This is a genomic window from Flavobacterium anhuiense, assembly GCF_001705175.1.
Lineage (GTDB): Bacteria > Bacteroidota > Bacteroidia > Flavobacteriales > Flavobacteriaceae > Flavobacterium > Flavobacterium anhuiense.
Window position 1 is genome coordinate 3,340,527 of record NZ_CP016907.1, and the last position, 24,349, is coordinate 3,364,875.

Here is a 24,349-nt window from a genome sequence, read left to right on the forward strand (position 1 = left end):
TAAATAAGCGTTTCAAAAAAATGTCGTAAATTCATAAGAATTTTACATTTGTTTTACGAAGAAGAACATTTTTTAAACTAAAATCTCATGAAAAAAGTACTTTCAATATTGTTTTTAACAGTTTTAATGATAAGCTGTAAAACGACTGCAAATAAAGAATCTGCCACAACATCTTCAGTAAGCTCAACAGAAGAAGATCTAAAATATTATTTTAAAGGAACAGGAAATGAGCCGTTTTGGGGAATCAAAATAGGAAATGAGGAAATCGTTTTTACGTCATTAATACCAGGAAAAGAAAAAATTATTTTTCCTGCCGTTGATGCGATTCGAGCAATGGATGCTAATGTAAAAATGTATAAAGTAAATAATGAAACGACTTCTGCGACTATAACAATTCAGCAATTAGATTGTCAAGATTCAATGTCTGGTGCGATTTCGCCTTACAGCGTAAAAGTTGAAATTAGAAATAATTCAGAATTAGAAACGAAGAAACTTAGCGGATGCGGAAAATATCTTACCGATTATCGTCTTCACGATATTTGGGTTTTGGAAGAATTAAACGGTTACAAAGTTTTTGCAACTGATTTTCAAAAGGAATTTCCGAGAATCGAGATTAATTCGGCTGAAAATAAATTTATGGGATATGGCGGTTGCAATTCAATAACCGGACAAATCTTTTTCGAAAAAGATCTTTTGCGTTTTACCAAAGTGATTTCAACTTTAATGGCTTGTCCGCAAGGAAATAAAGAAGGAGAATTTACTAAAGCCTTGCAGAGTACGAATACTTATTCGATTGGGAATAATCAATTGATCTTGTCAAATCCTTCGGGGAAATTGGCTGTTTTTAAGAAAGTCGATTGATTTTTTATTTCTCCCGCAGATTTTACAGATTAAGCAGAATAAATCTATTTAATCTGTAAAATCTGTGGCAGTAAAAATATCTGCTCAATCTGCAAAATCTGCGAGAGCTTACATTTTTATAAATCGAAATTATTCAAACAATTCCTTAGGTTCTTCATCTTCTTGTTCTTCTTCAATAAAATCCAACTCTAAAGCTTTCACGCTCTGAACCGCATTTCCGGCAATACCGCGAATAGAACCGTACATGCCTAATGTATTATGAACCACTTTTTCGATCTGTTTTTCGCGCTGTTTCCAGATTCTTTGCATCGCTCTTTTTTCTGATTCCAGATCGTTTTGCATTTGTGTGAAACCTTCTACAATTCCTTCAATCTGCAGACGGAATTCGTTGCTGGTTAAGAAATCATACAACATCGACATTTTATCGCCTTTGTTTTCCTGCGCCTGAACCGCTTGGTTAATTTGAATTAAAGACTGACGCAAAACCGCACTTAAACCTTTAAATTCTTCATACGTACAAATCCAAATTCCGTCTCGCATGCCCATTCTTTCCATTCCAGAAGGCATCACTTCGGTTACCAAAACTCCAATGTTGGCTCTTTTGGTTCTAATATCGTTTTTGAATTTTTCAATCCACGAAGGCTGAAATGCTTTTGTTCTTTTGCTTTCGTAATAAATAGAACCGCAATTTTGATGTTCGCGTGTATTTACAATTTGAAGACAGTCGGCACCATTGGCACCTTTTTTAACTTCATCAATACTGTCGAGAGGGAAATTATTGGCCAGCCATTCTTCAATTGCTAATTCCATTACTTCGCCTTGCAATTGCATCGAACCTTGTTCCTGCTTGCGTTTCATTTCTTCCGTCAGCTTTTTTTGTTCTTCTAGCTGTTTCTGAAGTTCTTTGAATTTTAGTTCGTTTTTATCGTCTTCCTGTTTTCTGATTTTTTCACGTTCCAAAGCCAATTGCGCGTTCAATTGTTTTTCGGCTTCGGCCTGAATTGCTTCTTTCATTTCCAGTTTTTCGCGCTGTAATTTGGCGATTTCACCTTCCATTTTATTTAATTCCCTGATTTTTTCCGATTTTTCAGAGAGTTCTTTTTCCATTAAAAGCAAACGATCTTTATTTTCTTCTTCGAGTTTGGCTTTTAGCTTTTCAGAAATTTCTTTTTCAGCTGTTTTTTTCTCGCGCTCCAAACGTTCGGCAAAAAGTTCATTTTCCTGTTTTTTCTTCGCTTCAAATTCGGCTTTGGCTTTTTCCAATTGTTCGTTTTTAAGCTCTAATTCACGGTTTTGAATATTGGCTTTTTGCTGGAATTCTTTACGAATGCTATCTTCCAATTGATGTTTTAAAACATCATTTACGTCGATAGGAGTTCCGCAGTTTGGACACTGAATTGAAGATTGCTCGGCCATTTTTATTGAAATTTTTATTGTAGAATTATAATTTGCTAAGGTATTTAAAACTTCTCTTTTTATGATGTGGATTTCTGTACTAAATTGTAACGATTTTTTGTTATGGCCGCAAAGGCTCTAAGGCACTAAGTTTTTTTGCCACTCCCGATAGCTATCGGGATAAAAGGATTAAAAGGATTTTCTTTCATTTTTTGTCATCCTGACGAAGGAAGGATCACACACATAACTCGACAAAGATTTGCGATTCTGTTTGCGGAATTTCTTGTGTGATCCTTCCTTCGTCAGGATGACAAACTGTACGCTTCTTTCTACTTAAAAAAAAACTTTGCGGCCTAGCGTCTTTGTGGCAATAAAAAGGCAACAGCAGATTGTGTAATCTCAGAATCATCTTCTTTTGAAATTATAATAGAAACATTTGTAAAAAGATTCACTTTTTTCAATTCAATAAAACCAATTTCAGGATCTTGATTGTTTTTAGCAATATTTGAAGGAACAATCGAAATTCCCAATCCGTTTTTGACTAATTGTACTATTGAATTGATGTTGTTGGCTTCGTGAATAATCTTCGGCGTAAAGCCATAAAAAGCACAAAGTTCCAGTAAAACTTCATGATAATGCGGTGCATAATCTTTATTGAAGAAAACAAAAGTTTCGTCTTTCAGTTTTACAATCTCATTTTCTGATTTTATCTGAACGGATTTTTTATTGTAAACCAATGAAAAACCATCTTTAAACCATAAATGGGATTTTATTTTTGGAGAATGAATTGGTGACCTAATAATTCCCATTTCGATTTTTCCTTGTTCTAAAGCATCAATTTGTTTGGTGGTAGAAATTTCAAAAAGCTTGAAATTGACATACGGAAACTGCGCTTTCAGATGTTTGATTAAATCTGAAATTATTGATGAATAAATAGAACTTATATAAGCGATTCTGAATTCTCCAGAAACGTTTTCTGCTATTTTTTTTGTTTTAGTAGAAATGTGTTCCAAATTCTGGAAAAGAGCTTTAACTTCTTTTTCAAAATATTTCCCAGCTTCGGTCAATTCTACTTTTTTATTGTTCCGAATGAAAAGTTTTGCCTGCAGTTCTTCTTCTAGTTCAGCTATTTGTCGGCTCAACGGAGGTTGCGAAATAAAGAGTTTTTCTGAGGCTTTGGTAAAATTCAATTCTTCGGCTACAGCCAAAAAATATTTTAAGTGACGTAATTCCATGATACTTTAAAAGTATTGTTGATTGATAAAAATAGTATTTTTAAAGTATTTATGAAAAGAATAGTTTTGAAAAAGCAAAAAATAAGTCTCTCGCAGATTTAGCAGATAGGGCAGATTATTAATTTTATTAAAATCATTTCTAATCACAAATATTCCGATCATATAATAGCAAAAAGATCCCCTAAATCTGCTGAATCTGCGAGAGTTAAAAAAAACAAAAGACATGAAAAAATCAACTATTGCCGAAATTAAAGAACGATTTGACAATGATGTCGAACGCTTTTCAAATTTAGAAACGGGACAAGTCGCCACAATCGACGCGACTATTTCTTTGGAATTAATAACTGAAGCTTCAAAACGCATTGTTCCGAATGCTACAAATGTTTTGGATGTTGGCTGTGGAGCTGGAAATTATACTTTAAAAATGTTATCTAAAGTGCCAAATTTAAATTGTACGTTAGTCGATTTGAGTTTGCCAATGTTAGATCGTGCTTTTGAAAGAGTTTCGGCAGAAACGAACGGAAAAGTCGAAATCAAACAAGGCGATATCCGCGAAATTGTTTTAGAAGAAAATAGTTTTGATATTATTTTGGCTGGAGCAGTTTTGCATCATTTAAGGGGAGATGAAGATTGGGAAACGACATTTACTAAATTATTCAAATTATTAAAACCAGGAGGTTGTTTGATGATTTCGGATTTAATTACTCAAGACACCGAATTGTTGAACGAATATACGTGGCAACGCTATGGCGAATATTTAGAAGGAATAGGAGGGGCAGAATATCGCCAGAAAGTTTTGGATTATATCGAAAAAGAAGATTCGCCTAGATCGATGAATTACCAATTGGATTTAATGAAAAAAGTAGGTTTTTCAAAAGTCGAAATTTTGCATAAAAACATGTGTTTCGGAGCTTTTGGAGGAATTAAATAAGTTTTGTTCGCCACGAATTCACGAATTAATCTAAAATCTTTGCGTATAGATTTTAAAAAATAAATTCGTGAATTCGTGGCTATAAAGACTTATAAAATCTGCGCGGTTTTGTAAACCTGAATTGGGCTCGAAACCAGATTTTCTGTTTTTTTTATGAATTCTTGCAAATAAGATTGATTGTTATGCAAGTCTAATCCCGGTTGATCTTTCCATTCTTCCCATAGAATAAAAACATTTTCGGAAGTGTGCAAATCGTAACGAATACATGCCGCTTCTTTTCTAGTTTCGGTTACTAGATGTGTCAGCAGGTTTTTAACTTCAATTAAATGCTCTGGTTTACTTTTTAAAATTGCGGTTATCGAAATCATAATTATAAGTTTTTAAAAGTTTGCTCTAAATGTTTCGTATAATTCTCTTTAAAGATAACGATATTTTCTGGTGTAGCACCTTTTTCAACATCATGAAAATGAAATCCGTTTAGGCGTTCCATTCCGGTAAATTTGTTCATTTTATGGAAGCCAAACATTACGCCGTCATCAACAGAAGTTTCTTCAAAGAATTCACCTGGGAGTGTAAAAGCAGTTGCAGGAGCATTCCAGCTTGTGGTCAGCATGTATTTTCGTCCGTGCAGAAGTCCGCCAGTTCCGTAATTGATGTCTGGATTTACACGGCTTCTTCCGTCGCTTTTGTAGATTCCGTTGTTGTGTCCTTGTGTGAAAACATCGTCGATGTATTTTTGAAAAGGTTTGGCAATTGAAACCACCAAACTGGTGTGTGGTAAATAATTAAATCTGCCCAGACGAATTTTTCTACTTCTTCTTGTAAATCGATTTGATCTTCGATGTGCGATGTTTTTATTTCGTAATCGTTGTTTTTTGAAAGAAATTCGATTGTCCAATCTTGAACAGTTTTATTGAATTTTCCTCCTGAATGAGCAAATTTCTGCCCGCCGTTAATTATAAATATCTTTTTCATTTTAATTGTTATTTCTTATGAAAATGGACGTGTGAGGGATAAGAGCGATATCCTTTTTCTTTTTTCTTTAAAAAGAAAAAGATTTAGCGGATAGCCCGGTTCGCCACGGCGAAACACGCCCAAATTATTTTAATTGTTGAGATTTTTTTTAACACATAGAAACATAGATTTTTCTTTCTGTAAAAGGGAATGGAAAGAAACTAGTTTCTAACACATAGCTCTCAAAGTTTGTCATTACGAAAGAGGAATCTTCGTAAGTAACTCAGCGTAGTCAATTGCCAATCTTTGTCGAGCTTCTCTCGGAGATTCCTCGTTCCTCGGAATGACAATATTATGCTGACTATGTGCATTAATGTAAGTGAAACGCCTTTGACGACAACGAAACACTATGTTTCTATGTGTTTAAAAAATTTATTTTATTTTAGCAATTGCTTGATTGATAAAGTCCAATTCTGAAGCTGATAAATCGAAATCCATTGTTTTAGCGTTTGAGATTGCTTGTTCTGCGTTTCTTGCTCCGGCTAAAACTATTGCAATTCCTTTTTGTAAACTTGTCCAGCGCAACACTAATTGTGAAATCGAAATGTGTTTGTCGTTTGCCAATGAACTCAATTCTTCTATTAAGGTTTTGACTTGCTGTTGATCGAATTTTCCGAAATAACCGTTTCTATGGTCGTTTTCTTTTAGTTTGCTGTCTAAGAAATATTTTCCAGTCAATAAACCTCTTTCCATAGGACTGTAAGCAATGATTCCGATATTTTCTGCAACTGTGAAAGGAATTAATTCTTCTTCAATTTTACGATTTAGCATGCTGTATGCTACTTGATTTGAAGCCACTTGAATTGTTTTTTGTGCTTCCTGAATTTGTGCCACATTGTAATTACTTACTCCGAAAGCTCTGATTTTTCCTTGCTGAATTAAGCTTTCAGCAGCTTCCATTGTTTCAGAAATTGGTGTTGTGGAGTCTGGCCAGTGAATTTGAAGTAAATCAATATAATCAGTTTGAAGACGTTTTAAGCTTTCTTCAACTTCTTTGATTACGTTAGCTTTTGATGAATATTTGTAAACCGGAACTTTTTTACCATTGTCGTCAGCGTCGAAAAAGTAATCACCTTTTCCGTTATTGCTTCCGTCCCAAACCAAACCGAATTTAGTAAGCAATTGAATTTTAGAACGATTGTAAGGTTTTATAGCTTCTCCGATCATTTCTTCGCTTAAACCAAATCCGTAAAAAGGAGCAGTGTCAATTGTAGTAACGCCGTGATCGATAGAAGCCTGAACAGATGCTATTGAGTCTTTCTTTTCTGTTCCGCCCCACATGGTTCCGCCAATGGCAAATGCACCGTATGTAATAGCTGATAATTCAAGTTCTGAGTTGCCTAATTTTCTATATTCCATGATTGTAATTTTAATTTTGATTAATTTGACGAGGCAAAATTATACTGTTTTTATGATTCTTATTTGGTATATATTTGTCTTTTTTAGGTATATTTGCATCTTCAAATAAATGGAATTATGAAAAAAGAAAACTTATATGAACCTTTTACGGTTTCTTTTGAGACGCTGACGGAATATCCAGATGTAGGAGATCGTCATAATTTTTTCGAATTAGTATATATTCTTAAAGGTACAGGAAGACAGTGTATTAATAAGAATATTTTTGAATATGATCCAGGACATTTGTTCTTATTAACGCCAGAGGATTGTCATAATTTTACCATTGAAACCGAAACTAAATTTTTCTTTTTAAGGTTTAATGATATTTATTTAAAGAATTCGAGTCTGCAGAACGAAAACATTCAGCGATTGGAGTACATTCTTCAAAATGCCAATCATCAGCCGGGTTGTATTCTAAAAAATGATCCTGACAAATGTTTGGTAAAAGTAATGATCGAAGCCATTTGCCGTGAGCACCAGGATAAAGATGTTTACAATCAGGAATTGATTCAGCAATTGGTGAATACGTTGATTATTATTGTGGCCAGAAATATTGCAAAATATCTTCCTGAACAGGTTAATATTGGAACTGAAGCCAAAGCGATGGATATTCTGCAATACATTCAGAACAATATCTATTATCCTGAAAAAATTAAAGCAGAATCAATTAGCGATTATTTCGGAATTTCGAATACGTATTTAGGTCGTTATTTTAAGAAGCATGCTAGTGAAACGATGCAACAGTATATCAGTAATTATAAAACAAAACTGATTGAACACCGTTTGCAATTTAGCGATAAGCGTATTAATGAAATTGCGTACGAGTTTGGTTTTACGGATGAAAGCCACTTTAATAAGTTTTTCAGAAAACAAAAAGGCTATAGTCCGTCTGAATTTAGAAAGTCGATTCGATTGAGTGCTTAAGTCTTTTTTGCCACGAATTCACGAATTTACGCTAATTTTTTAGGCTTTTTTATTTCGCAGAAAGTACTAAAAAATAAAAAATCCGTGTAAATCCGCGTTTTCGCAAAGCGAATCTGTTTTATCCGCGTACTTTAATTAGATAATTTTTTTGATAACACGAAGTTTATGAGTGTGTTTGTTTAATTCAGGATTGTAAATTCCTGTGTGGTCTAAACGGTCAATACGCACTTTTCCACTTGCGTGAATGATGTAATTATTTTCCATTATGATTCCGACATGGGTAATATTTCCTTCATCATTGTCAAAAAATGCCAAATCGCCTGGTTCGCATTCTTCAATAAAGCTTAAAGGGTCACCCTCAAGTGCTTGTTGAGATGCATCTCGGTGAATTTTATAGCCGTTTAATTTATAAACCATTTGAGTAAATCCAGAACAGTCAATTCCAAATGGTGTTTTTCCGCCCCATAAATAGGGAGCATTCAAATACATAAAAGCAGTTTTGATTAATGCACTTTTAGGTTTGATGCCGCTAGTTTTGGTTCCTTCAAAATCAAAGTTCGAAGTATTGATTTCACTGTTGTTTAAAAAAGACAATGAGGCTCCAAGCGGAATTGGAAGCAGTAGATTGTTTGGAGCGGTGATATAATCAATTAAATCTGCATTCAAAATAATTGACTCTTTACTCAAGAGATCAAATTGCTCTTTGGTGATTTCTTGATATTGTTTAGAATCGACCCAGCCTTCGTAGTCGTCAAACTGAATTCTTATTCGAGCCCATTGATTGTGGCGTTCTAAAATTTCGATGTGTTCGCCAAACAAAAGCTGTGTCACGATTTCACTTCTGTCACTAGCTTCAGCTCGAACGGGTACTATGGCAAGATTGCAAATTCCAAACATGTAAGGAAAATTATAAAGTTAAAAATCAGGAGTTACGTTTATAACTCCTGATTTTTTTAGATATTGTTTTAAGCTCTTTCGATAACAATTGCTGATGCGCCACCACCACCGTTGCAAATTGCAGCAGCTCCAGTTTTTGCATTATTTTGTTCTAAAACATTTAGTAAAGTTACAATAATACGTGCTCCAGAAGCTCCCAGAGGATGTCCTAAAGAAACAGCGCCACCGTTTACGTTTACTTTGTTGTTATCTAAATTTAAAATTTTTGAATTGGCCAATCCAACTACAGAGAAGGCTTCATTGAATTCGAAGAAATCAACATCTGAAATTGAGATTCCTGCTTTGTCCAAAGCTTTTGGTAACGCTTTTGCTGGACTTGTTGTAAACCATTTTGGTTCTTGAGCCGCATCTGCATAACCTTTTATGTATGCTAATGGTTTTAAACCTAATGCATTTGCTTTTTCTTCAGACATTAAAACCAAAGCAGCAGCTCCGTCATTAATTGTAGAAGCATTTGCAGCGGTTACAGTTCCGTCTTTTGTAAAAACAGGTGCTAAAGATGGAATTTTATCTAATTTCACATTAGTATATTCTTCGTCTTTAGAGAATATAATTGGTTCGCCACGTCTTTGAGGCACTTCAACAGGAACAACTTCATTATCAAATTTTCCAGCCTCCCAAGCTTTGGCACTTCTTTCGTATGATTGGATAGCGAAAGCGTCTTGTTCTTCACGGCTGATTTTGTATTCAGAGGCACACAAATCAGCGCAAACTCCCATTGCGTTGTTGTCGTAAGCATCTGTCAAACCATCTTTCTGCATTCCGTCAAGCATAGTTGCTGGGCCAAATTTGTTTCCAGCACGCATTTGCACATAGTGCGGGATTAAGCTCATGCTTTCCATTCCGCCCGCTACTACAATTTCAGCGTTGCCACATGCGATTGCTTGCGCGGCAAACATTACGGCTTTCATTCCAGAAGCACATACTTTGTTTACTGTTGTCGCAGCGACTTCTTCAGACAGACCAGCAAAAAGTGCTGCTTGACGTGCCGGAGCTTGTCCAACACCTGCCTGAATTACATTCCCCATGAAAACTTCATCGACTAATTTTGGGTCAAGGTTAATTTTTGAAAGGGCTCCTTTTATAGCAGCAGCGCCTAATTTTGGTGCAGGTACAGTAGATAACCCGCCCATGAAACTTCCGATAGGTGTTCTAACGGCAGAAACGATAACAACTCTTTTGTTCATTTTCTGTTTAATAATAGTTAGTAAGCAAATTTACTCTTTATTTGAATAAATTCAAACTTTGTATTGAATAGTGAATTTTAAATTTAAGGTGAAATTTTTGTTAATTCTATTTGTTTGATTGTGAAGCGGTTTTGAAAAAAGATGAAAAAAAACTAAAAAAACTCAAAAAAAAGCTTGTGAGAAAAGGAATGTTGTTATACATTTGCACTCGCAAAACGGAAGCAATTCCTTGAGCAAGGAGAGGTGCCAGAGCGGTAATGGAGCAGATTGCTAATCTGTCGACGGGTAACCGTCGCCAGGGTTCGAGTCCCTGTCTCTCCGCTTAAATTTTGCCTCGGGGTGTAGCGTAGCCCGGTTATCGCGCCTGCTTTGGGAGCAGGAGGCCGCAGGTTCGAATCCTGCCACCCCGACTACAATTGAAATAATGGACGCATAGCTCAGCTGGATAGAGCACCTGCCTTCTAAGCAGGCGGTCGAAGGTTCGAATCCTTCTGCGTTCACAATAAGCCACTCAAATCGAGTGGCTTTTTTGTTTTATAACATTTTAGCGAGAAATTACTATGTACGCCATGAGTTGGATATTCTCTATCTGAAACCGGTATTGAGCTTATTCCTTTTATAAGTCAAATCAAACAGCGGGCTGAAAGACAGATAGCTTTGATTTAAAACTATAATAGGAATGTTTAGTTTAAATTGGTTAAAAACTCAATGGCTACAGCGTTTCTTGCTTTTTTAATATATTTTGCACTAAATTGCTTCTTCATTTTTAATTCTAAACAATAAATAAAATTTTACTGCAATCCATGAATGAAGAAATTAAATTATACCGAAACTTTAAGAAAACCAGAAATTTACTTTTGTATGCTTGTGCTGTCAACATTCTATTAGCGATTATGCTTTTATACGGCATAGGAACTTTTGATGGAATATTTAAAATAAAACTATCCATTGCTTCTGGTGGTATTCTTTTGATAATGTTTGTTTTGTCATTTAAAATGCTTGCCAGTATAAAAGATAAGTCTCCATTGATTCAAATAGATTCAAATGTTTTTTCTGGGAGAACAACACCTGTAGCAAAAGCTTTTGGGAGGATAGAATGGCAAGATGTTACCGATTTGCAATTAAAGAAGGTTGGAGGTGATACTTTGGCTGCCATAACAATTGACAATGTATCGAAATATGACGGAAAGGTTTCTAAATTTCTTTGGAAAATGGCTTATGATGAGCAAAATTCGAAATTGAATATAATGTATTCGGCTTCAGAAATTGAAATTAATGCAGATGAATTGTATAAGCTGTTTTTAAAATACTGGAAAAAATAAAAATAGTCTGTTATAAAATTTAAAGAGCCACTTTAGTTAAGTGGCTTTTTTGTTAGTTCTAAATGCAAAATCGGATAGGGTTTACCGCAGCCGTCTAAATCAGAGGTAGATTTTACTTCAAATCCAAAATGCTTGTAAAATGAAGTGGCTGTTTGGTTCTCTTTATTCACATCAACTTTTGAGATTTTAAGCTCATTAATTGCATATAGTAATAATCTCTTGCCAATTCCTTTTCCTATTTGGTCTGCTGTTACAAACAACATTTCTAAGCTTTCATCATGAGTTCCGACAAAACCAATAATTTGTTGTTGGTCATTTTTTATGCAGTACAATGAAACATTGTCAAAAAAGTTTGGAATAAGCTCTTTGTAAAATATAAAATCTTCAGGTTTTAAGAAGTCATGTGTTGCTTTTACAGAAGATTCCCAAACCGAAATCAATTCAGGATATTCTGTTTTATTTACTTTTTGAATCACAGTCTAGATTGTTTAATTTTTTGATGACTGGCAAAAATAGTAATTTTATGTACTATTGAATTATTTTTTTCCTGCTGCCCAGAAAATAGAATTTCGAAGCAGGGTAGTGTATGCTTCGTTTTGGAATAATTCTGGCGCGTGTCCCATAAAAATATAAACGTTTCGTGAAGGAAACTTATCGTTTGTCCAGACTACTGGATGATCTCCCATTTTTATTTTTGAATCTGGCTGGTAAGTAGATTCATCAACCGAAGCCAAAACATGAACATTGGGTCTCGGACTTTTGTCATGGGTATACCATTCTTCCTTTTGAATAATGAAATCAGAAGGAATTCCTTTAGCTACAGGATGAGATTTATCTTCTACATTTACTTTTCCGCTTGCAAAATCTGGTATGTAATTCACAAATCTGATTCCGCCCATAAAATCAGAAAACCATTTCCACATAGGATACCCGTCAAACTCTCCAAGCAAAGTAGCATGATGCAAGCCCACCCATCCGCCTTTTCCGCTGTTTATATATTTCTGAAATGCCTGCATTGATTCTTCGCTCCACGTATAAGGTGGATAGTCTAATTGTATAAAAACTTGATATTGTTTTAAAAGATTTTCATTGATTGTTTTGGTGTTTTCGATATAGTCAATGGTAAAACTGCTGTCGATGGCGAGTTTGTTTAGCCAAGGTTTTGCGGCTTTGGTAAATGGAAGATGATGTCCGCCATTTTCATATAAAACTAAAGCTTTAAAACGTGATTTTTTTTGTTTTTGAGCCAGACAGTCCTGCTGAAAGAAACAACTTAAAATAAGTAAAATGAATGCTAGTGAATTTTTCATGGAAATAATTTAGTAAATCGAATTAATTTACGGTTCAACAATTGCAGTTATTGCCTGTAAAAACCATGCTGAGTGCGGAATCCATTGTTCGGTCCAGCGCCATTCATTGCCTTTGTCTTCCATTTTAAAATCGATTCCAGAACCGTCTCCATTTCCATCTTTCCCCGTAATACCGTTAGAAATACCGCCTTTTTGAGATCCGTGGCCATAATTAGAATGCATATAAGGAACATTGTTCTCGCCAAATTTGTACAAAAAACACATAGAATACGGATTGCAACCTAAAATCCATGATATTTGCTGTGACGCAAATAAATCTAGCGATTTTTTTGTGGTGTTGTTTTTTTGTAGTGAAATGCTTTTTCCGCCTTCTATCGCTGCTGTAGCCAATGAAGCCAATCTTGCATTTTCACCTTGCCACCACCAGCCAGTTTCATTATCATGCGGAATAAAAAATCCGTCTTGAATTTTATCATTAAATAAAAAACTTTGCCTAGCGTAACCAAATGGATTAGTGACATTGTTGGTAACGGCTAAATTGTATTCCAAAGCTTTTTTGATAACATTTTCTGCCGCAATTCTTTCTTTACTGTCAGATTCTTTTTTCAGATATCTGGTTAGTGCCACAATAGGTAAACCAGCATCGGCTGCATGCCAAAACGGACGATTTGCATCATTACTTCTAAACCAACCTTTGTCTGTCATTCGGTTTTCAAGTTTATGAGCCCATTTTCTGGCTTCGTCTTTATAAAAATTTTCATTCGTGGTTATCCATAATTCTGTGGCCGCCATCAAAGCACAATAATCATCTATGATGTTTTCTTTTCCGTCATCATCATATTTCGTATTATTAATTAAAAGGTGTGCATAAGCTCTTTTCGCTCCGTCTAGATATTGTTTTGAAGTGAAATCACCGTTTTTATTCCATTTTGAAATTCTGGCAAGTGACGCGATTGCCATTCCAGCGCCTTCGCGAAAAGCAGATTGATATTCGTCAGTAGTAACGCTATTGGCTTTTAATCCAACAATTCTTCTTGCTGCAGGGTTTTTATCAAAATAGCTAAATACTATCATATAAAAATAATCTTCATCAGAAAGACAGCGCATCATATAATCGGCTCCCCAAATGGCTTCGTTATCGAGAGAATCTTTTATTTTCCAATGTACGAGCTTTTTTGAAATGCTTTCGGATGTGTTTATAAGTGACCAAGTTACCAAAGGCGTCTGTTGCGGAGATACAAAATTAGCGTAGGCTAAATGCGAAAAATACTTGCTCACATCTCCAGATGCATCGCACCATCCGCCGTGAACATCTACTTTTTTTGTGCTTCCAAACAATAACATGTTTTTGTCAGCTTCCAGTTCTTCGGGAGTGTTGGCTCTTTGTTTGTTATAATAGTGTACAATAGAAGAAATGGTTCGTTTTGCTAATATGTCTTCTTCAATTGAAAAGCGGGCAGAAGTATAAGTTTGATCTGCAATTTTAAATGACACTTTGTAGTTCCCTGGTTTTTGAAGAGAAGAAAAATCGGCTTTGTAATAAAAGTTACCCAGTTTCCAGTCGTCGACACTTTCTGCTTTTCCAATTTTAGACGTGAAAACTGTTTTTCCAGAATCAGCATCTATAATGTCAAAAGTTGAATTCAAAAGATTGCTTTGATGTTCAATAATAGCAATTTTTGGACTTTTTGGATCAAAGCCAACTTGATTTACATGGATGATAGTTTTGCTATAAGCTGAAATAGAAAAGAGCAAAACTATTAAGACGCATCTTAGTTGTTTTCTAAATTTTAGCATGGTTTTTTATTTTTTTCGCTTGTAGAAAGAGCAAATTACAAAAAAGGGCCATTTTTTCTTAGACGAATAGTTTAAGGCTTAAAATAGAAAATTTGCTATACAAACAAGTTTTATAAGGGTTTATGCTGTATTTGGAAAACCTATGATGTGTATTTGATGTGATTTTTATGAAATGATTAGGACTTTTTTAATTCATTATCCTTTTCACATTTTCCATTTGATTAAAGCATCTAGAATGAATTTCAAGACCTTCTATATACTGTTCGAGGCTCATTCCGTATAAATTTGGAATGTTTTCTAAATTGTTTTCGTTTGAGGACGAGATCTTAAATTGGTTTTGAAAAGATTCGGAATGGTTATTTTCTTTTTGGTTGTTATGATGAGTTGTCATAAATGGCTTTGGTTGAAATGGTTGTAGTATGTTTTTAAGATTGCGAGGTTAAAAGTTTTATTTTTTCTATTGCAAGTTTATTCTCGTTTGCAACTTCTACTAATGCAAGCAAAATGTCGTTTCTCAGTATGGTTTTATTTCTGACGTTTCGAATTAATGATTTACTTGGAACAGGCTGCCCTTTTTTTACAATACAAGCAATTGTAAGATCCACATAGGTAACGGGTAAATGCTTATCTATAAATTCATAAGCTTTTTTATTGTGAGAATTATCTTCTTTAAAATTGCTATTATTGATTAATTTTGACATATATTTGCTAATAATTATTTGTATGTATTTTATTACGTGTAAATGTAAGAATAATATTATATTATTTATTCTTTTTTATGTTAAAAAATATATTATAGCTATATTTTGTTTGAATTTTAATAATGATGTATCACGAGAAACTAAGTAAATTCTTTAAGGATAAAGGATTAAAGCAAAAGGAAGTAGGGGCAATTTTGGGATTTAGCCCTGCAATGATTGGAAGATATTTGCACGGAACAGCTAGTATAGGTTCTGACTTTATTATTAGCTTAAGTAAAAATTTTCCAGATGTGGATTTGAATGATCTTTTTGCCGATGAGCAAAATAAGGTTAATGAAGTTGGGCCAGTGTACGAGAAGCAGAATATCTTGAATGACTTACAAGAAATTGAAGGTCGTATTCATAATATTCGCCTTCGTCTGGCAGACAAAAAGTTTGAGGAATGATAGAATGTTTTCCAAAAAGTATCTAACAATTTAAAATGTCACAGTATTAATTAAACCGCTCTTTTTGAGTGGTTTTTTTGTTTAAAATATCCCTTTTTTATTTAAATCTACGCTTACAGTTTAAGTTTTTTTTTACTAAATTTGATTAACAATTTCTAGCAGTAACCAATATGGAAAAATTAAAACGACCGGTTTATGTTAAACCAGGAGCAGATGATTTTTTTAAAAAGATGCGTTTAGAAGTGAATGAAACGGTCTTAAAAAACTCGTCTTTGTATGTATTAAACGTTGTGAAGTCTTTAGGGCTTCTGGCAGTATTTTTTTTGTTCTACGCCTGTATTTTAATTTTCGGAAACCAGACACCTTTTTTATTTCTTTTTTACATTTTGTCTGGAATTACAATGATCGTTTTGTTTATAAATGCTTTTCATGATGCTGCACATGGAGCTTTGTTTAAAAAGCCAAAGCATAATGAATGGTTTTTATATGTATTAGAACTCTTCGGGAGTAATCACTGGCTTTGGATGCGACGCCATATAAGTCTGCATCATGCGTATCCAAACGTACCAGATTGGGACGTAGATATCAAACAGAGCGATATTATTAGAATATTTCCAAATAGTCCGCTGTTTAATTATCATAAGTATCAGCACATTTATATGTGGTTTATTTATCCTTTTTACAGCCTCAATTGGCTTTATATTAGAGATTTTAAAGATTTCTTTGGAACTAAGGATAATTATGTAAAGAAAGTAGTAGATAAAATTCCGAGGCAAGAAGTGTATAGACTGTTTGCTGCTAAGATCATCAATCTTGTTTATTTGCTTTTTATCCCGATGATGTTGTTAAGCCAGCCTTGGTATATGGTGCTTTTTGCGTGGCTGTCAATGCATTTATGTGGTAGTGCGCTTGGCGTAGTGGCATTGGTTTCAACTCACGTTGACGAAGATGCTCATTTTCCGCATGCGGATGAAGACGGAAATCTTTCCGATACTTGGGTAATGCACCAAATGATTGTGACTAAAGATTTTAGTACAGAAAGCAAATTGGCTAATTTTCTTTATGGCGGGTTTACACACCATGTAGCGCATCATCTTTTTCCTGCAGTTGGACATACCTATTATCCTTATATTACGCCAATTATAAGACGTTATGCAGAGGAATACGGTCTGCCTTACACTTCATATCCGTTTTATCACGCAGTTCGTTCCCATTTTAGAATGCTGAAAGACAAAGGTGTAAAAGAGAATATTTTAGTTACGGGAGAAATATAGTTTTCAAAATATTTAATAAAAAAAAGCGGTTTTTAAGCCGCTTTTTTTATGATCGTAATTATTTTTTAAGTTCTGTATTCTCTTTTTTGATATTTAGATCTTTCAAGAAGTTACCATTTATTTCAATCTCAAAGTTATCTTCTTTAAAAATGGTCAATTTTGATTCTGAAAATTTATAGACGTTGATTTTATTGTTTTTAACGTCAATGTATAAATCATAAGAATAAGTGCCACAATCGTGCTGCTTACAACCCCAAGCATGGAGTATATTATCTTGTTTTTCAAAAGGGGTTTCCGTATTCCAGTTTTTTACCATTTGATCGTAATCAGATCCTAACAATTTTTTTAATCTCGGAGCCAAACTGCTTTTAGTTAAAAACTGTGTTCCGACGATGCTTTTATCTACTAAATTATATAAAGTATCGTTCGGATTTATAGTAGTGCTGTCTGTCTTTAAAGCCTCAGTTTTTATAGAAGTGGAATCTGTTGTAGGAACTTCTTTTGCAATGTCTTTTTTGCATGAAAACAAGATTAAACTGCTAGCAATAACTATTGAAATGTATTTGGTTCTATAATTCATAATATAACTGATTTTAGAATGAATATTTTAGTTGAAAAGTTGTAATGGTCTAATTTTCATAAAGATATTAAAAATAATGTTTGTTTTGAAGTAATGCATGACGGGTTTTGAATTGAAAAAAATAAACTTAAAAATTTAAGATATTATCATAAGAACCAATTTTTAAGATTTTTTGTTTAACTTCAATTTTTAAAATTGTCTTACAATGAATCATACTTTCAAAATTTTAGTCTTTTTTCTTTTAGGAATAGGTTTTTTACAAGCTCAGAATGAAGTTTACATTTCTCCTGCAGAAGTTAAGATTTCTGATACTGCGTTTGTAAATCTAAGAGATTATAGCAATGATTTTGTTTATGATATGAAATATGCCACAGATGATAATTTCTTAAAAACTAAAGTTTATGATTGCGCTGAATGCATGCTTCGTTTAAAAACTGTAAAAGCCTTGATTGCGGCCAATAAGGATTTTTTGAAGAAAGGCTACAGAATCAAATTATATGATTGTTATAGGCCTTTAGATATTCAGAAAAAAATGTGGGAGATTGTATCGGATCCTATTTATGTGGCAGATCCAAAAAAAGGCTCCATTCATAACAGAGGAGGAGCCGTAGACATTTCTTTAGTAGATATAACAGGAAAAGAAGTCGATATGGGAACTTCTTTTGATTTTTTTGGAATTATGGCGAGTCATAATTTTAAACAGCTTTCAAAAGAAATTCTTTCTAATAGAGCTTATTTAAAAAAGACCATGATTAAAAATGGTTTCAACTCTTTTGATTCTGAGTGGTGGCATTATAATTTAAAAACAGGTTTAAAAGATAAAGTATCCAATCAGAAATGGAAATGCGATTAAAAATTACTCGACGCACCTGATATTGTCCATAAAATAAGTATTCGGATTAGTCACTTTTCCAGTTAGTTCCGAGGTAAGTTCTCGTTTTACGATATAATCTTCGGTATTCGTAAGATATTTAATTCGCATTATTGAAATTGGAGATTTTTTCAACTCTTCATAATTGTCTTTCATAAACATAAAAATCCCAGTATTGATTCGGTTGTCAAAACCTTTGTCATCACGAACAAGTGTACCGCAATTTTCTTGATTAATGTGCATTAGAGTTACAATTTTTCCGTTTTCTAATTGCAAGAATATTTTCGAGTTTTTATCAAAACAATTTGCCTTAATAAAATCTTTGCTTTTTTGGATAGATTGAAGGTTTAATGTAGGCAAACCATCAGTTTGTGCTAAAGAGAAGAAAATATAATTAAAGCTTCCGCCAAAATATTTTTCACTCATTAAATATTCATTTGTTACTTTATAAGATCCGATAGAATCATTTACATTGACACTATATTCACATGGTTTTTGGGCAAATGCGGTAAAGGTTAATAAGAAAAGAGTTAGTGTAATTAATTGTTTCATTGTGTTAGATTATTTTGGTGCAAATTAAAACTATTTTGTTATCTTTTACATCTGTCGTAAAAAAACAATACAAATTACCTCCATTTTTTATTTTCCATTTTTTTCTAATGTTTTCTACAGTTTCAGGAAAATTACGAGTAGTGACATTAGCGTGTTTATTGGCTAGTTCATTTTTCATTTCGTTTTTGTTGTACGAAATGACTTTTTGAACCTCAAATTTTCTTCCTGGAAAATCAATTAAATGGTCTGAAGTATATAAATGCGAATGTTTATGCAGTTTATTGATATGAAAAGCTGAGCTAACTTCATCAAAACCGCCAGATTTCATGATAGCGGCATTGGGCTCGTAGAGATATTGCTGAGGCAAACCATAAGAATGCGATATTGTTTCGCTTCCTAAAACAAATTCAAAAGTTTCTATTCTTTCTTTTAAGATGTTGGACGTTTTTAAAGTTATTTCGCCTGTATATCCTTTGTGAATTTCAAAAAGCAGTTCTTTAACTTCGTTTTCTAAAGCAATGATGTGAATGTTCTTTACATTTTTTAATTCTGATAATCCTGCTGAAATATCCAGTAAAGGTGCAGTCTTGATTAAAATCGAATCTGATTTTTGAAAATAGAAATCAAGCGATTCAGGAACATTTGGCAGACAGTCTTTCAGCATAAAAACCTTGCCTTTACTGTCATTTCTTCGTGAAGGATCGATATAAATCCAGTCAAATTTTTGATTGGTTTCTTCTAAAAAATGAGTCGAATCGCCAGCATGAAAAACGCAATTTTCAACTTGCAATTTTTTAAAATTGTTTGAAACAATTGCAGATAATTCTTCATTTATTTCGCAATGTGTTATCGATTTAAATTTCTTAGAAAAATAATAATCGTCAACACCGTAGCCACCCGTTAAATCAATAAGAGATTCTCCAGCTATTAAAGAAGCTTTGTAAGATGCAGTTTTTTCTGAAGAAGTCTGTTCTACAGAAATCTTGCTTGGATAAATAATGTTTTCGGTAGCAAACCAAGTAGGAAGTTTTTCCTTTGCTTTTGTTCGGGCTTCAATTTGATTTAAAATTAAAATCCAATCCACTTCAGGAAACGGATTTTTCTGCAGCGCCAATTTTGTTATATCTGCACCAGTATTTTGAATTATATATTCTTGAATTTCTGGATGCAAAATAGGATTGTTCAAAGCTAAATTCTTTCGGTTAATACGGAGACGATTTTATTGTCTGGAAAAAATTCTTTTAATATTACTTTAATCATTGTAAATGCTGGAATTGCGATTATCATTCCGACAATTCCAAATGTAATACCGCTGATTAATATGACTAAGAATATTTCTAACGGATGCGAATTTACGCTTTTTGACGAAATTATTGGCTGGCTGATGTTATTGTCAATTGCCTGAACTACTAAAAAGCCTATAACAACATAAATAGTTTTTGGTAAGATTTCAGATTGAAAATCTTGTCCAATCATGCTGATCATGGTTAAAATTGCAGCCAAAGTTGTTCCAATAATTGGTCCTAAGTAAGGAATTATGTTTAGAATGGCACATAAAAAGGCAATTACGAAAGCATTTTTATTTCCGAAGATTAGCAATACAACAAGATAAAGAATAAATACGACAATTAATTGTAGCAAGAGACCAATAAAATATCGGGTTAATAAGTGATTAATTTTTGTGATTGAATTCAAAATTTTATCCTCATTCGAATCAGGAAGAATTCTTCTTGCTTGATCTTTAAAAATTTCCTGATCTTTAATGAAAAAGAAAGTAATAAAAAATACAGATACCAATCCCATTCCCATGTCGGCCATAAAATTGATAATCGAATTTATAAAGCCAGTGAAATAACTGAAATCTAAGAATGATGTAATTTTAGAATCTTTTATAATTTTATTTAAGTCAATATGCTGAATATTAAAGTATTCTTCAAGATGGGTTTCTGTTTCCATAAATTTAGCCTGAAGATGCGCTGTGTCTAAAAGTGCTAGATTATTTGCTTGAGAAATAATTAAAGGGACAAACAATAATATGAAACCCACAATTAAAAAAATGAAAAAGATGATGGTAGTTGTGGCCGCCAAAGAATTGTTGAATTTTAATTTGTTTTTTAAAAACAAGACCATCGGATTTGCAATTAAACACAATATTAGCGAAATGCATAAGTAGACAATTACTGTTTGGATTTCATATAAAAAATATAAAACGATGCCAATTATTAAGATTGTGGCTAAAGCTCTTAATATTCCGTTTGAAATAGTTTTTGATGTGATCATGTTTAAAATTTAGACTATAAATATAGGAAAAAGCATTCTAAAATTTAGACATAAACAAAAAAAGGCGAGATGAAATCATCTCGCCTTTAATTAAGTTTTTTTTATTATGGTTGTGCAAAAGAAGCTCTAGCACCTCCAGTTGTAAAAATAGCAGCAATTCTATTTTTCTGACCTGTTGAGAACATGTACATAGCTGCGTCATCCACATAATCCATGTAGTTCATCGTCATTTCTACAGGTGTACCAGAGCAAGTGCTATAGTGTGGGTAAGCAGGAACTCCGTAGTTTGCTGTGTTATGAGTAGGAGTATCTGCAACAAGATCGCTTCCGCAAGTTGCGTCTCCCCAAATGTGACGTAAGTTCATCCAGTGACCAACTTCGTGTGTAGCTGTTCTTCCTAAGTTAAATGGTGCATTTGCAGAACCAGATAATCCGAAATAACGAGAGTCAATTACTACTCCGTCAGTTGCAGAAGAACCGCCAGGAAATTGTGCATAGCCTAAAATTCCGCCACCAATTGCACATGACCACATGTTTAATTTTGTAGTTGGAGAAGTTGGAGCAATTCCGCCTTGAGCTGTTTTTTTCATAGCGTCATTTGTTCCCCAAGAAGTTTTTGTAGTAGATTTTCTGATAACTTGATCTAAAACAAAAGTAATTCCAATGTTAGCTTTAACTCCTGCAAATAATGCTGGTACATTATTGTAGTCTGAGTTTAAAGCATTGAAATCTTTGTTTAAAACATCGATTTGTGATTGAATTTGTGCGTCTGAAATGTTTTGTGCAGCAGTTCTGTACAATACATTCACTACAACTGGAATTTCGATTTTACCATTTACCAAACGGCCAGTAAAATTTGAACCTGTGTGTTGTGCAGTAAAAGTTTCGATTTCATTCATTCTAATTGCCAATGTTGGATCGGCTTTCAATTGAGCTTCTAAAACTTCTTGTGTTGCACAACCTCTTCTTGAAGCAACGCTCGCATCTGCATTAGCAGAATCAGATTGTTCATTTTGACAAGCAAACAGCATTAATGCTGCAAATGTGGTAATAATAACTTTTTTCATAATAAATTGGGTTTTTTGTTATAAAAATGTTGATTAGTTAAATAATGCGACAATTTTATAACAAAATACCTTTTTCGCAAAATATTAGAAAAGAAATTTTGTGAGAAATTTTACAATCCCTTACAAACAGGGATTCCTACAAAAATCAACATTGAAAAATTATTAAGTATTTTCTTTCTTTTGTGTTTTTAGAATGTATTTCGTCGTGATTATCTGTCGTTTAACGATAACTTTAACTTTAAAATTCAGTAAAAATTTAAAAGAAATTTTTCAGAGTTCGAATTTTTACAGCGAAGTAATTTCGTAAAGCGCTATGCTAGCAGCCTGTACCACATTCATACTGCTGTTTTTGCCAAACATAGTAATATGCACAATTTGGTGCGAGAGTTTTAGAAGTTCTTCTGAGATTCCGTTAATTTCACTTCCAATCAAAAGAGCGATTTTTTTATCGAAAGGAATCATAACTTCTTTTAAAGGTTTGCTGTTTGAAGTAATCTCTAAAGCAATAATTTCAAAATTATTATCAGTCAAATAGGAGTGAAGCTCACTATAATCTTCAATTACAGAATGAGGCACATGAAGATGTGTGCTGCGAGAAGTTTTATTTATTTTACGAGGTGTAAGAGGAATATCTTTTCCGAAAAAGACTATGTTTTCAACTCCGAAAGCCTCAGAAATTCGGAACAAAGAACCAATATTCTGCTGAAAGTAAATATGATCGCATACCAAAGTAATGGGAAACGTTTTTCTTTCAAATTGATTTTCTTCGTGAGTTAGCTGCACTTTCTAGAATTTAATTGGTAAAAATATAATTGATGATGTTGGCACCCATTTTAAGAGCTTTGTCTCTTACGTTTGCAGGATCGTTATGGACTTCGGCATCTTCCCATCCATCACCCAAATCACATTCGTAAGTATAGAGTAAAACCAGTTTATTGTCTATAAAAATCCCAAATGCCTGCGGGCGTGTTCCGTCATGCTCGTGAATTTTTGGCAATCCGTTAGGAAATGGAAATGGCTTTTGAAAAATGGGATGGTTTGCCGGAAGTTCTACTAAATTATTATTTGGAAATATCTTTTTGATTTCTTTTCGAATAAACTGATCCATTCCGTAATTATCATCGATATGCAGGAAACCTCCGGCTGTCAAATAATTTCTCAAATTGGTTACATCAGCATCGTTAAAAACTACATTTCCGTGCCCTGTCATATGCACAAACGGATACGAAAACAAATCTGGATTGCTTGGTTCTACTGTCGAAGGTTTGTTCTTAATGCGGGTATTAATATTCACATTGCAAAAACTGATTAAATTTGGCAAGGAGGTTGGATTTGCATACCAATCGCCGCCACCGCTGTATTTAAGCAAAGCGATTTCTTGTGAAAAAGAAGAAATTGAAAAAAGTAATAATAAGCAGAATATTTTTTTCATGTTAGTTTTAAATATCGTGTTCTTCGCATTTTGTCATTTCGACGAAGGAGAAATCTCCACAAGTAGCTCGACAAAGATTAGTAGGTTTTAATGATAAAGTTGTATAGTAATTATTCATTAAAAAAAACAACGCTATGGCAAGCGACAACGGCAGCTGTTTCTGTTCTCAATCGCGTGTTTCCTAAAGTTACAGGTTTGTAATTGTTCTCTAATGCCAACGCAATTTCTTTCTCAGAAAAATCGCCTTCTGGACCAATTAAAATGGTTACATCTTCATTTGGTTTTAAAACTTCTTTCAAAGACTTTTTATCGGTTTCTTCGCAGTGAGCAATTAATTGAAGACCATTTTGTTTTTGTTTCATGAATTCTTTAAACGAAATTGCTTCATTCAATTTTGGAAGAAAGGTTTCGTTGCATTGTTTCATTGCCGAAAGAATGATTTTTTCAAAACGATCACGATTAATTACTTTTCGTTCAGAACGGTCGCAGAAAATCGGTGTAATTTCTTGAATGCCGATTTCGGTAGCTTTTTCCAAAAACCATTCAAAACGATCATTCATTTTGGTTGGCGCGACGGCCAAATGAAGATGAAATTTTGGCTTCTCGGCATTTTTTATCGAAAGGACTTCAACGGTGCATTTATTGTCTGAAGCCAATGTAATTTGCGTTTCAAACAATAGTCCTGAGCCATTTGTAACATGCAGAATATCTCCATCTTTTTTTCTGAGAACTTTTATTATATGACGGCTTTCTTCTTTATCAAAAGAAAAACTTTGAGTTGTCTCGTCGATATTCGGATTAAAAAATAACTGCAT

25 protein-coding genes, 3 tRNA genes and 1 pseudogene are annotated in these 24,349 nt (G+C 33.6%); 10 read left to right on the forward strand and 19 right to left on the reverse strand.

Features of this window, described 5'->3' with window-relative positions; translation table 11 throughout:
• The first annotated feature begins 87 nt into the window (after positions 1 to 87).
• Positions 88 to 861, forward strand: a complete 774-nt coding sequence (locus tag BB050_RS14640; protein WP_008468751.1) for an META domain-containing protein — start codon at positions 88 to 90, stop codon at positions 859 to 861.
• 129 nt (positions 862 to 990) lie between these two features.
• Here the strand turns inward: BB050_RS14640 and BB050_RS14645 are convergent, their stop codons facing one another.
• Positions 991 to 2,277 (reverse strand): DUF2130 domain-containing protein, encoded by a 1,287-nt coding sequence (locus BB050_RS14645; protein ID WP_066034059.1) that lies wholly within the window; start codon positions 2,275 to 2,277, stop codon positions 991 to 993.
• A gap of 332 nt (positions 2,278 to 2,609) precedes the next feature.
• Entirely contained in the window at positions 2,610 to 3,491 is an 882-nt protein-coding gene (locus BB050_RS14650; RefSeq protein WP_066034060.1) for a LysR family transcriptional regulator, read from the reverse strand.
• Between the two features lie 223 nt (positions 3,492 to 3,714).
• Here BB050_RS14650 and BB050_RS14655 point away from each other — a divergent pair, with 223 nt between their 5' ends.
• Positions 3,715 to 4,422, forward strand: a complete 708-nt coding sequence (locus BB050_RS14655; RefSeq protein WP_066034061.1) for a class I SAM-dependent methyltransferase — start codon at positions 3,715 to 3,717, stop codon at positions 4,420 to 4,422.
• A gap of 89 nt (positions 4,423 to 4,511) precedes the next feature.
• Here BB050_RS14655 and BB050_RS14660 read toward each other — a convergent pair whose 3' ends face one another.
• The 3 genes and pseudogenes from BB050_RS14660 to BB050_RS14670 form a co-directional block, all read right to left on the reverse strand.
• Positions 4,512 to 4,790 (reverse strand): putative quinol monooxygenase, encoded by a 279-nt coding sequence (locus BB050_RS14660; protein WP_008468761.1) that lies wholly within the window; start codon positions 4,788 to 4,790, stop codon positions 4,512 to 4,514.
• A 2-nt stretch (positions 4,791 to 4,792) separates the two neighbouring features.
• Positions 4,793 to 5,397, reverse strand: a pseudogene (locus tag BB050_RS14665) (NAD(P)H-dependent oxidoreductase).
• A 411-nt stretch (positions 5,398 to 5,808) separates the two neighbouring features.
• Positions 5,809 to 6,795 (reverse strand): aldo/keto reductase, encoded by a 987-nt coding sequence (locus tag BB050_RS14670; RefSeq protein ID WP_066034062.1) that lies wholly within the window; start codon positions 6,793 to 6,795, stop codon positions 5,809 to 5,811.
• Between the two features lie 117 nt (positions 6,796 to 6,912).
• On the opposite strand from BB050_RS14670, the gene BB050_RS14675 reads away from it, so the two are divergent.
• Positions 6,913 to 7,758, forward strand: coding sequence for an AraC family transcriptional regulator (locus tag BB050_RS14675; RefSeq protein ID WP_066034063.1), 846 nt, complete (start codon positions 6,913 to 6,915; stop codon positions 7,756 to 7,758).
• Between the two features lie 135 nt (positions 7,759 to 7,893).
• Here BB050_RS14675 and BB050_RS14680 read toward each other — a convergent pair whose 3' ends face one another.
• Positions 7,894 to 8,655 (reverse strand): C40 family peptidase, encoded by a 762-nt coding sequence (locus BB050_RS14680; RefSeq protein ID WP_008468770.1) that lies wholly within the window; start codon positions 8,653 to 8,655, stop codon positions 7,894 to 7,896.
• Between the two features lie 68 nt (positions 8,656 to 8,723).
• A complete protein-coding gene (locus tag BB050_RS14685) occupies positions 8,724 to 9,902 on the reverse strand; it encodes an acetyl-CoA C-acyltransferase (protein ID WP_066034064.1) in 1,179 nt (392 codons plus the stop codon).
• A 237-nt stretch (positions 9,903 to 10,139) separates the two neighbouring features.
• Here BB050_RS14685 and BB050_RS14690 point away from each other — a divergent pair.
• From BB050_RS14690 to BB050_RS14705, 4 genes are all read left to right on the forward strand, one after another.
• Positions 10,140 to 10,223, forward strand: a tRNA-Ser gene (locus BB050_RS14690).
• Between the two features lie 14 nt (positions 10,224 to 10,237).
• Positions 10,238 to 10,312: transfer RNA gene (locus BB050_RS14695), tRNA-Pro, on the forward strand.
• A 16-nt stretch (positions 10,313 to 10,328) separates the two neighbouring features.
• Positions 10,329 to 10,402: transfer RNA gene (locus BB050_RS14700), tRNA-Arg, on the forward strand.
• A gap of 303 nt (positions 10,403 to 10,705) precedes the next feature.
• Complete coding sequence (locus BB050_RS14705; RefSeq protein ID WP_066034065.1) at positions 10,706 to 11,224, forward strand: STM3941 family protein; 519 nt, start codon at positions 10,706 to 10,708, stop codon at positions 11,222 to 11,224.
• Between the two features lie 32 nt (positions 11,225 to 11,256).
• Here BB050_RS14705 and BB050_RS14710 read toward each other — a convergent pair whose 3' ends face one another.
• From BB050_RS14710 to BB050_RS14725, 4 genes are all read right to left on the reverse strand, one after another.
• Positions 11,257 to 11,700, reverse strand: coding sequence for a GNAT family N-acetyltransferase (locus tag BB050_RS14710; RefSeq protein WP_066034066.1), 444 nt, complete (start codon positions 11,698 to 11,700; stop codon positions 11,257 to 11,259).
• Between the two features lie 60 nt (positions 11,701 to 11,760).
• Positions 11,761 to 12,534 (reverse strand): ThuA domain-containing protein, encoded by a 774-nt coding sequence (locus BB050_RS14715; protein ID WP_066034067.1) that lies wholly within the window; start codon positions 12,532 to 12,534, stop codon positions 11,761 to 11,763.
• A 27-nt stretch (positions 12,535 to 12,561) separates the two neighbouring features.
• A complete protein-coding gene (locus tag BB050_RS14720; RefSeq protein ID WP_083219848.1) occupies positions 12,562 to 14,331 on the reverse strand; it encodes a glycoside hydrolase family 9 protein in 1,770 nt (589 codons plus the stop codon).
• Positions 14,332 to 14,756: 425 nt separating this feature from the next.
• Positions 14,757 to 15,032, reverse strand: coding sequence for a hypothetical protein (locus tag BB050_RS14725; RefSeq protein WP_066034068.1), 276 nt, complete (start codon positions 15,030 to 15,032; stop codon positions 14,757 to 14,759).
• Between the two features lie 122 nt (positions 15,033 to 15,154).
• Between BB050_RS14725 and BB050_RS14730 the strand changes: the two genes are divergently transcribed.
• Positions 15,155 to 15,478: a helix-turn-helix domain-containing protein gene (locus BB050_RS14730; protein ID WP_123906997.1), complete on the forward strand. Its 324-nt coding sequence runs from the start codon at positions 15,155 to 15,157 to the stop codon at positions 15,476 to 15,478.
• 170 nt (positions 15,479 to 15,648) lie between these two features.
• Positions 15,649 to 16,752: a fatty acid desaturase family protein gene (locus BB050_RS14735; RefSeq protein WP_008468785.1), complete on the forward strand. Its 1,104-nt coding sequence runs from the start codon at positions 15,649 to 15,651 to the stop codon at positions 16,750 to 16,752.
• 58 nt (positions 16,753 to 16,810) lie between these two features.
• Here BB050_RS14735 and BB050_RS14740 read toward each other — a convergent pair whose 3' ends face one another.
• Positions 16,811 to 17,332: a hypothetical protein gene (locus BB050_RS14740; protein ID WP_066034070.1), complete on the reverse strand. Its 522-nt coding sequence runs from the start codon at positions 17,330 to 17,332 to the stop codon at positions 16,811 to 16,813.
• A gap of 205 nt (positions 17,333 to 17,537) precedes the next feature.
• On the opposite strand from BB050_RS14740, the gene BB050_RS14745 reads away from it, so the two are divergent.
• Positions 17,538 to 18,185: a M15 family metallopeptidase gene (locus tag BB050_RS14745; RefSeq protein WP_008468789.1), complete on the forward strand. Its 648-nt coding sequence runs from the start codon at positions 17,538 to 17,540 to the stop codon at positions 18,183 to 18,185.
• Between the two features lie 3 nt (positions 18,186 to 18,188).
• Here the strand turns inward: BB050_RS14745 and BB050_RS14750 are convergent, their stop codons facing one another.
• The 7 genes from BB050_RS14750 to BB050_RS14780 form a co-directional block, all read right to left on the reverse strand.
• Positions 18,189 to 18,755: a hypothetical protein gene (locus tag BB050_RS14750; RefSeq protein WP_008468792.1), complete on the reverse strand. Its 567-nt coding sequence runs from the start codon at positions 18,753 to 18,755 to the stop codon at positions 18,189 to 18,191.
• Between the two features lie 4 nt (positions 18,756 to 18,759).
• Positions 18,760 to 19,941 carry a THUMP-like domain-containing protein gene (locus BB050_RS14755; RefSeq protein WP_066034071.1) on the reverse strand — a complete coding sequence of 394 codons (1,182 nt, stop codon included), beginning with the start codon at positions 19,939 to 19,941 and terminating at the stop codon, positions 18,760 to 18,762.
• A 2-nt stretch (positions 19,942 to 19,943) separates the two neighbouring features.
• A complete protein-coding gene (locus tag BB050_RS14760) occupies positions 19,944 to 21,035 on the reverse strand; it encodes an AI-2E family transporter (protein ID WP_066034072.1) in 1,092 nt (363 codons plus the stop codon).
• A 104-nt stretch (positions 21,036 to 21,139) separates the two neighbouring features.
• Positions 21,140 to 22,102, reverse strand: coding sequence for a zinc metalloprotease (locus BB050_RS14765; RefSeq protein ID WP_066034073.1), 963 nt, complete (start codon positions 22,100 to 22,102; stop codon positions 21,140 to 21,142).
• Positions 22,103 to 22,387: 285 nt separating this feature from the next.
• Positions 22,388 to 22,885 carry a TrmH family RNA methyltransferase gene (locus tag BB050_RS14770; protein WP_008468801.1) on the reverse strand — a complete coding sequence of 166 codons (498 nt, stop codon included), beginning with the start codon at positions 22,883 to 22,885 and terminating at the stop codon, positions 22,388 to 22,390.
• Positions 22,886 to 22,895: 10 nt separating this feature from the next.
• Positions 22,896 to 23,534 carry a DUF4159 domain-containing protein gene (locus BB050_RS14775; RefSeq protein ID WP_066034074.1) on the reverse strand — a complete coding sequence of 213 codons (639 nt, stop codon included), beginning with the start codon at positions 23,532 to 23,534 and terminating at the stop codon, positions 22,896 to 22,898.
• Between the two features lie 110 nt (positions 23,535 to 23,644).
• Complete coding sequence (locus tag BB050_RS14780) at positions 23,645 to 24,349, reverse strand: 16S rRNA (uracil(1498)-N(3))-methyltransferase (RefSeq protein ID WP_066034075.1); 705 nt, start codon at positions 24,347 to 24,349, stop codon at positions 23,645 to 23,647.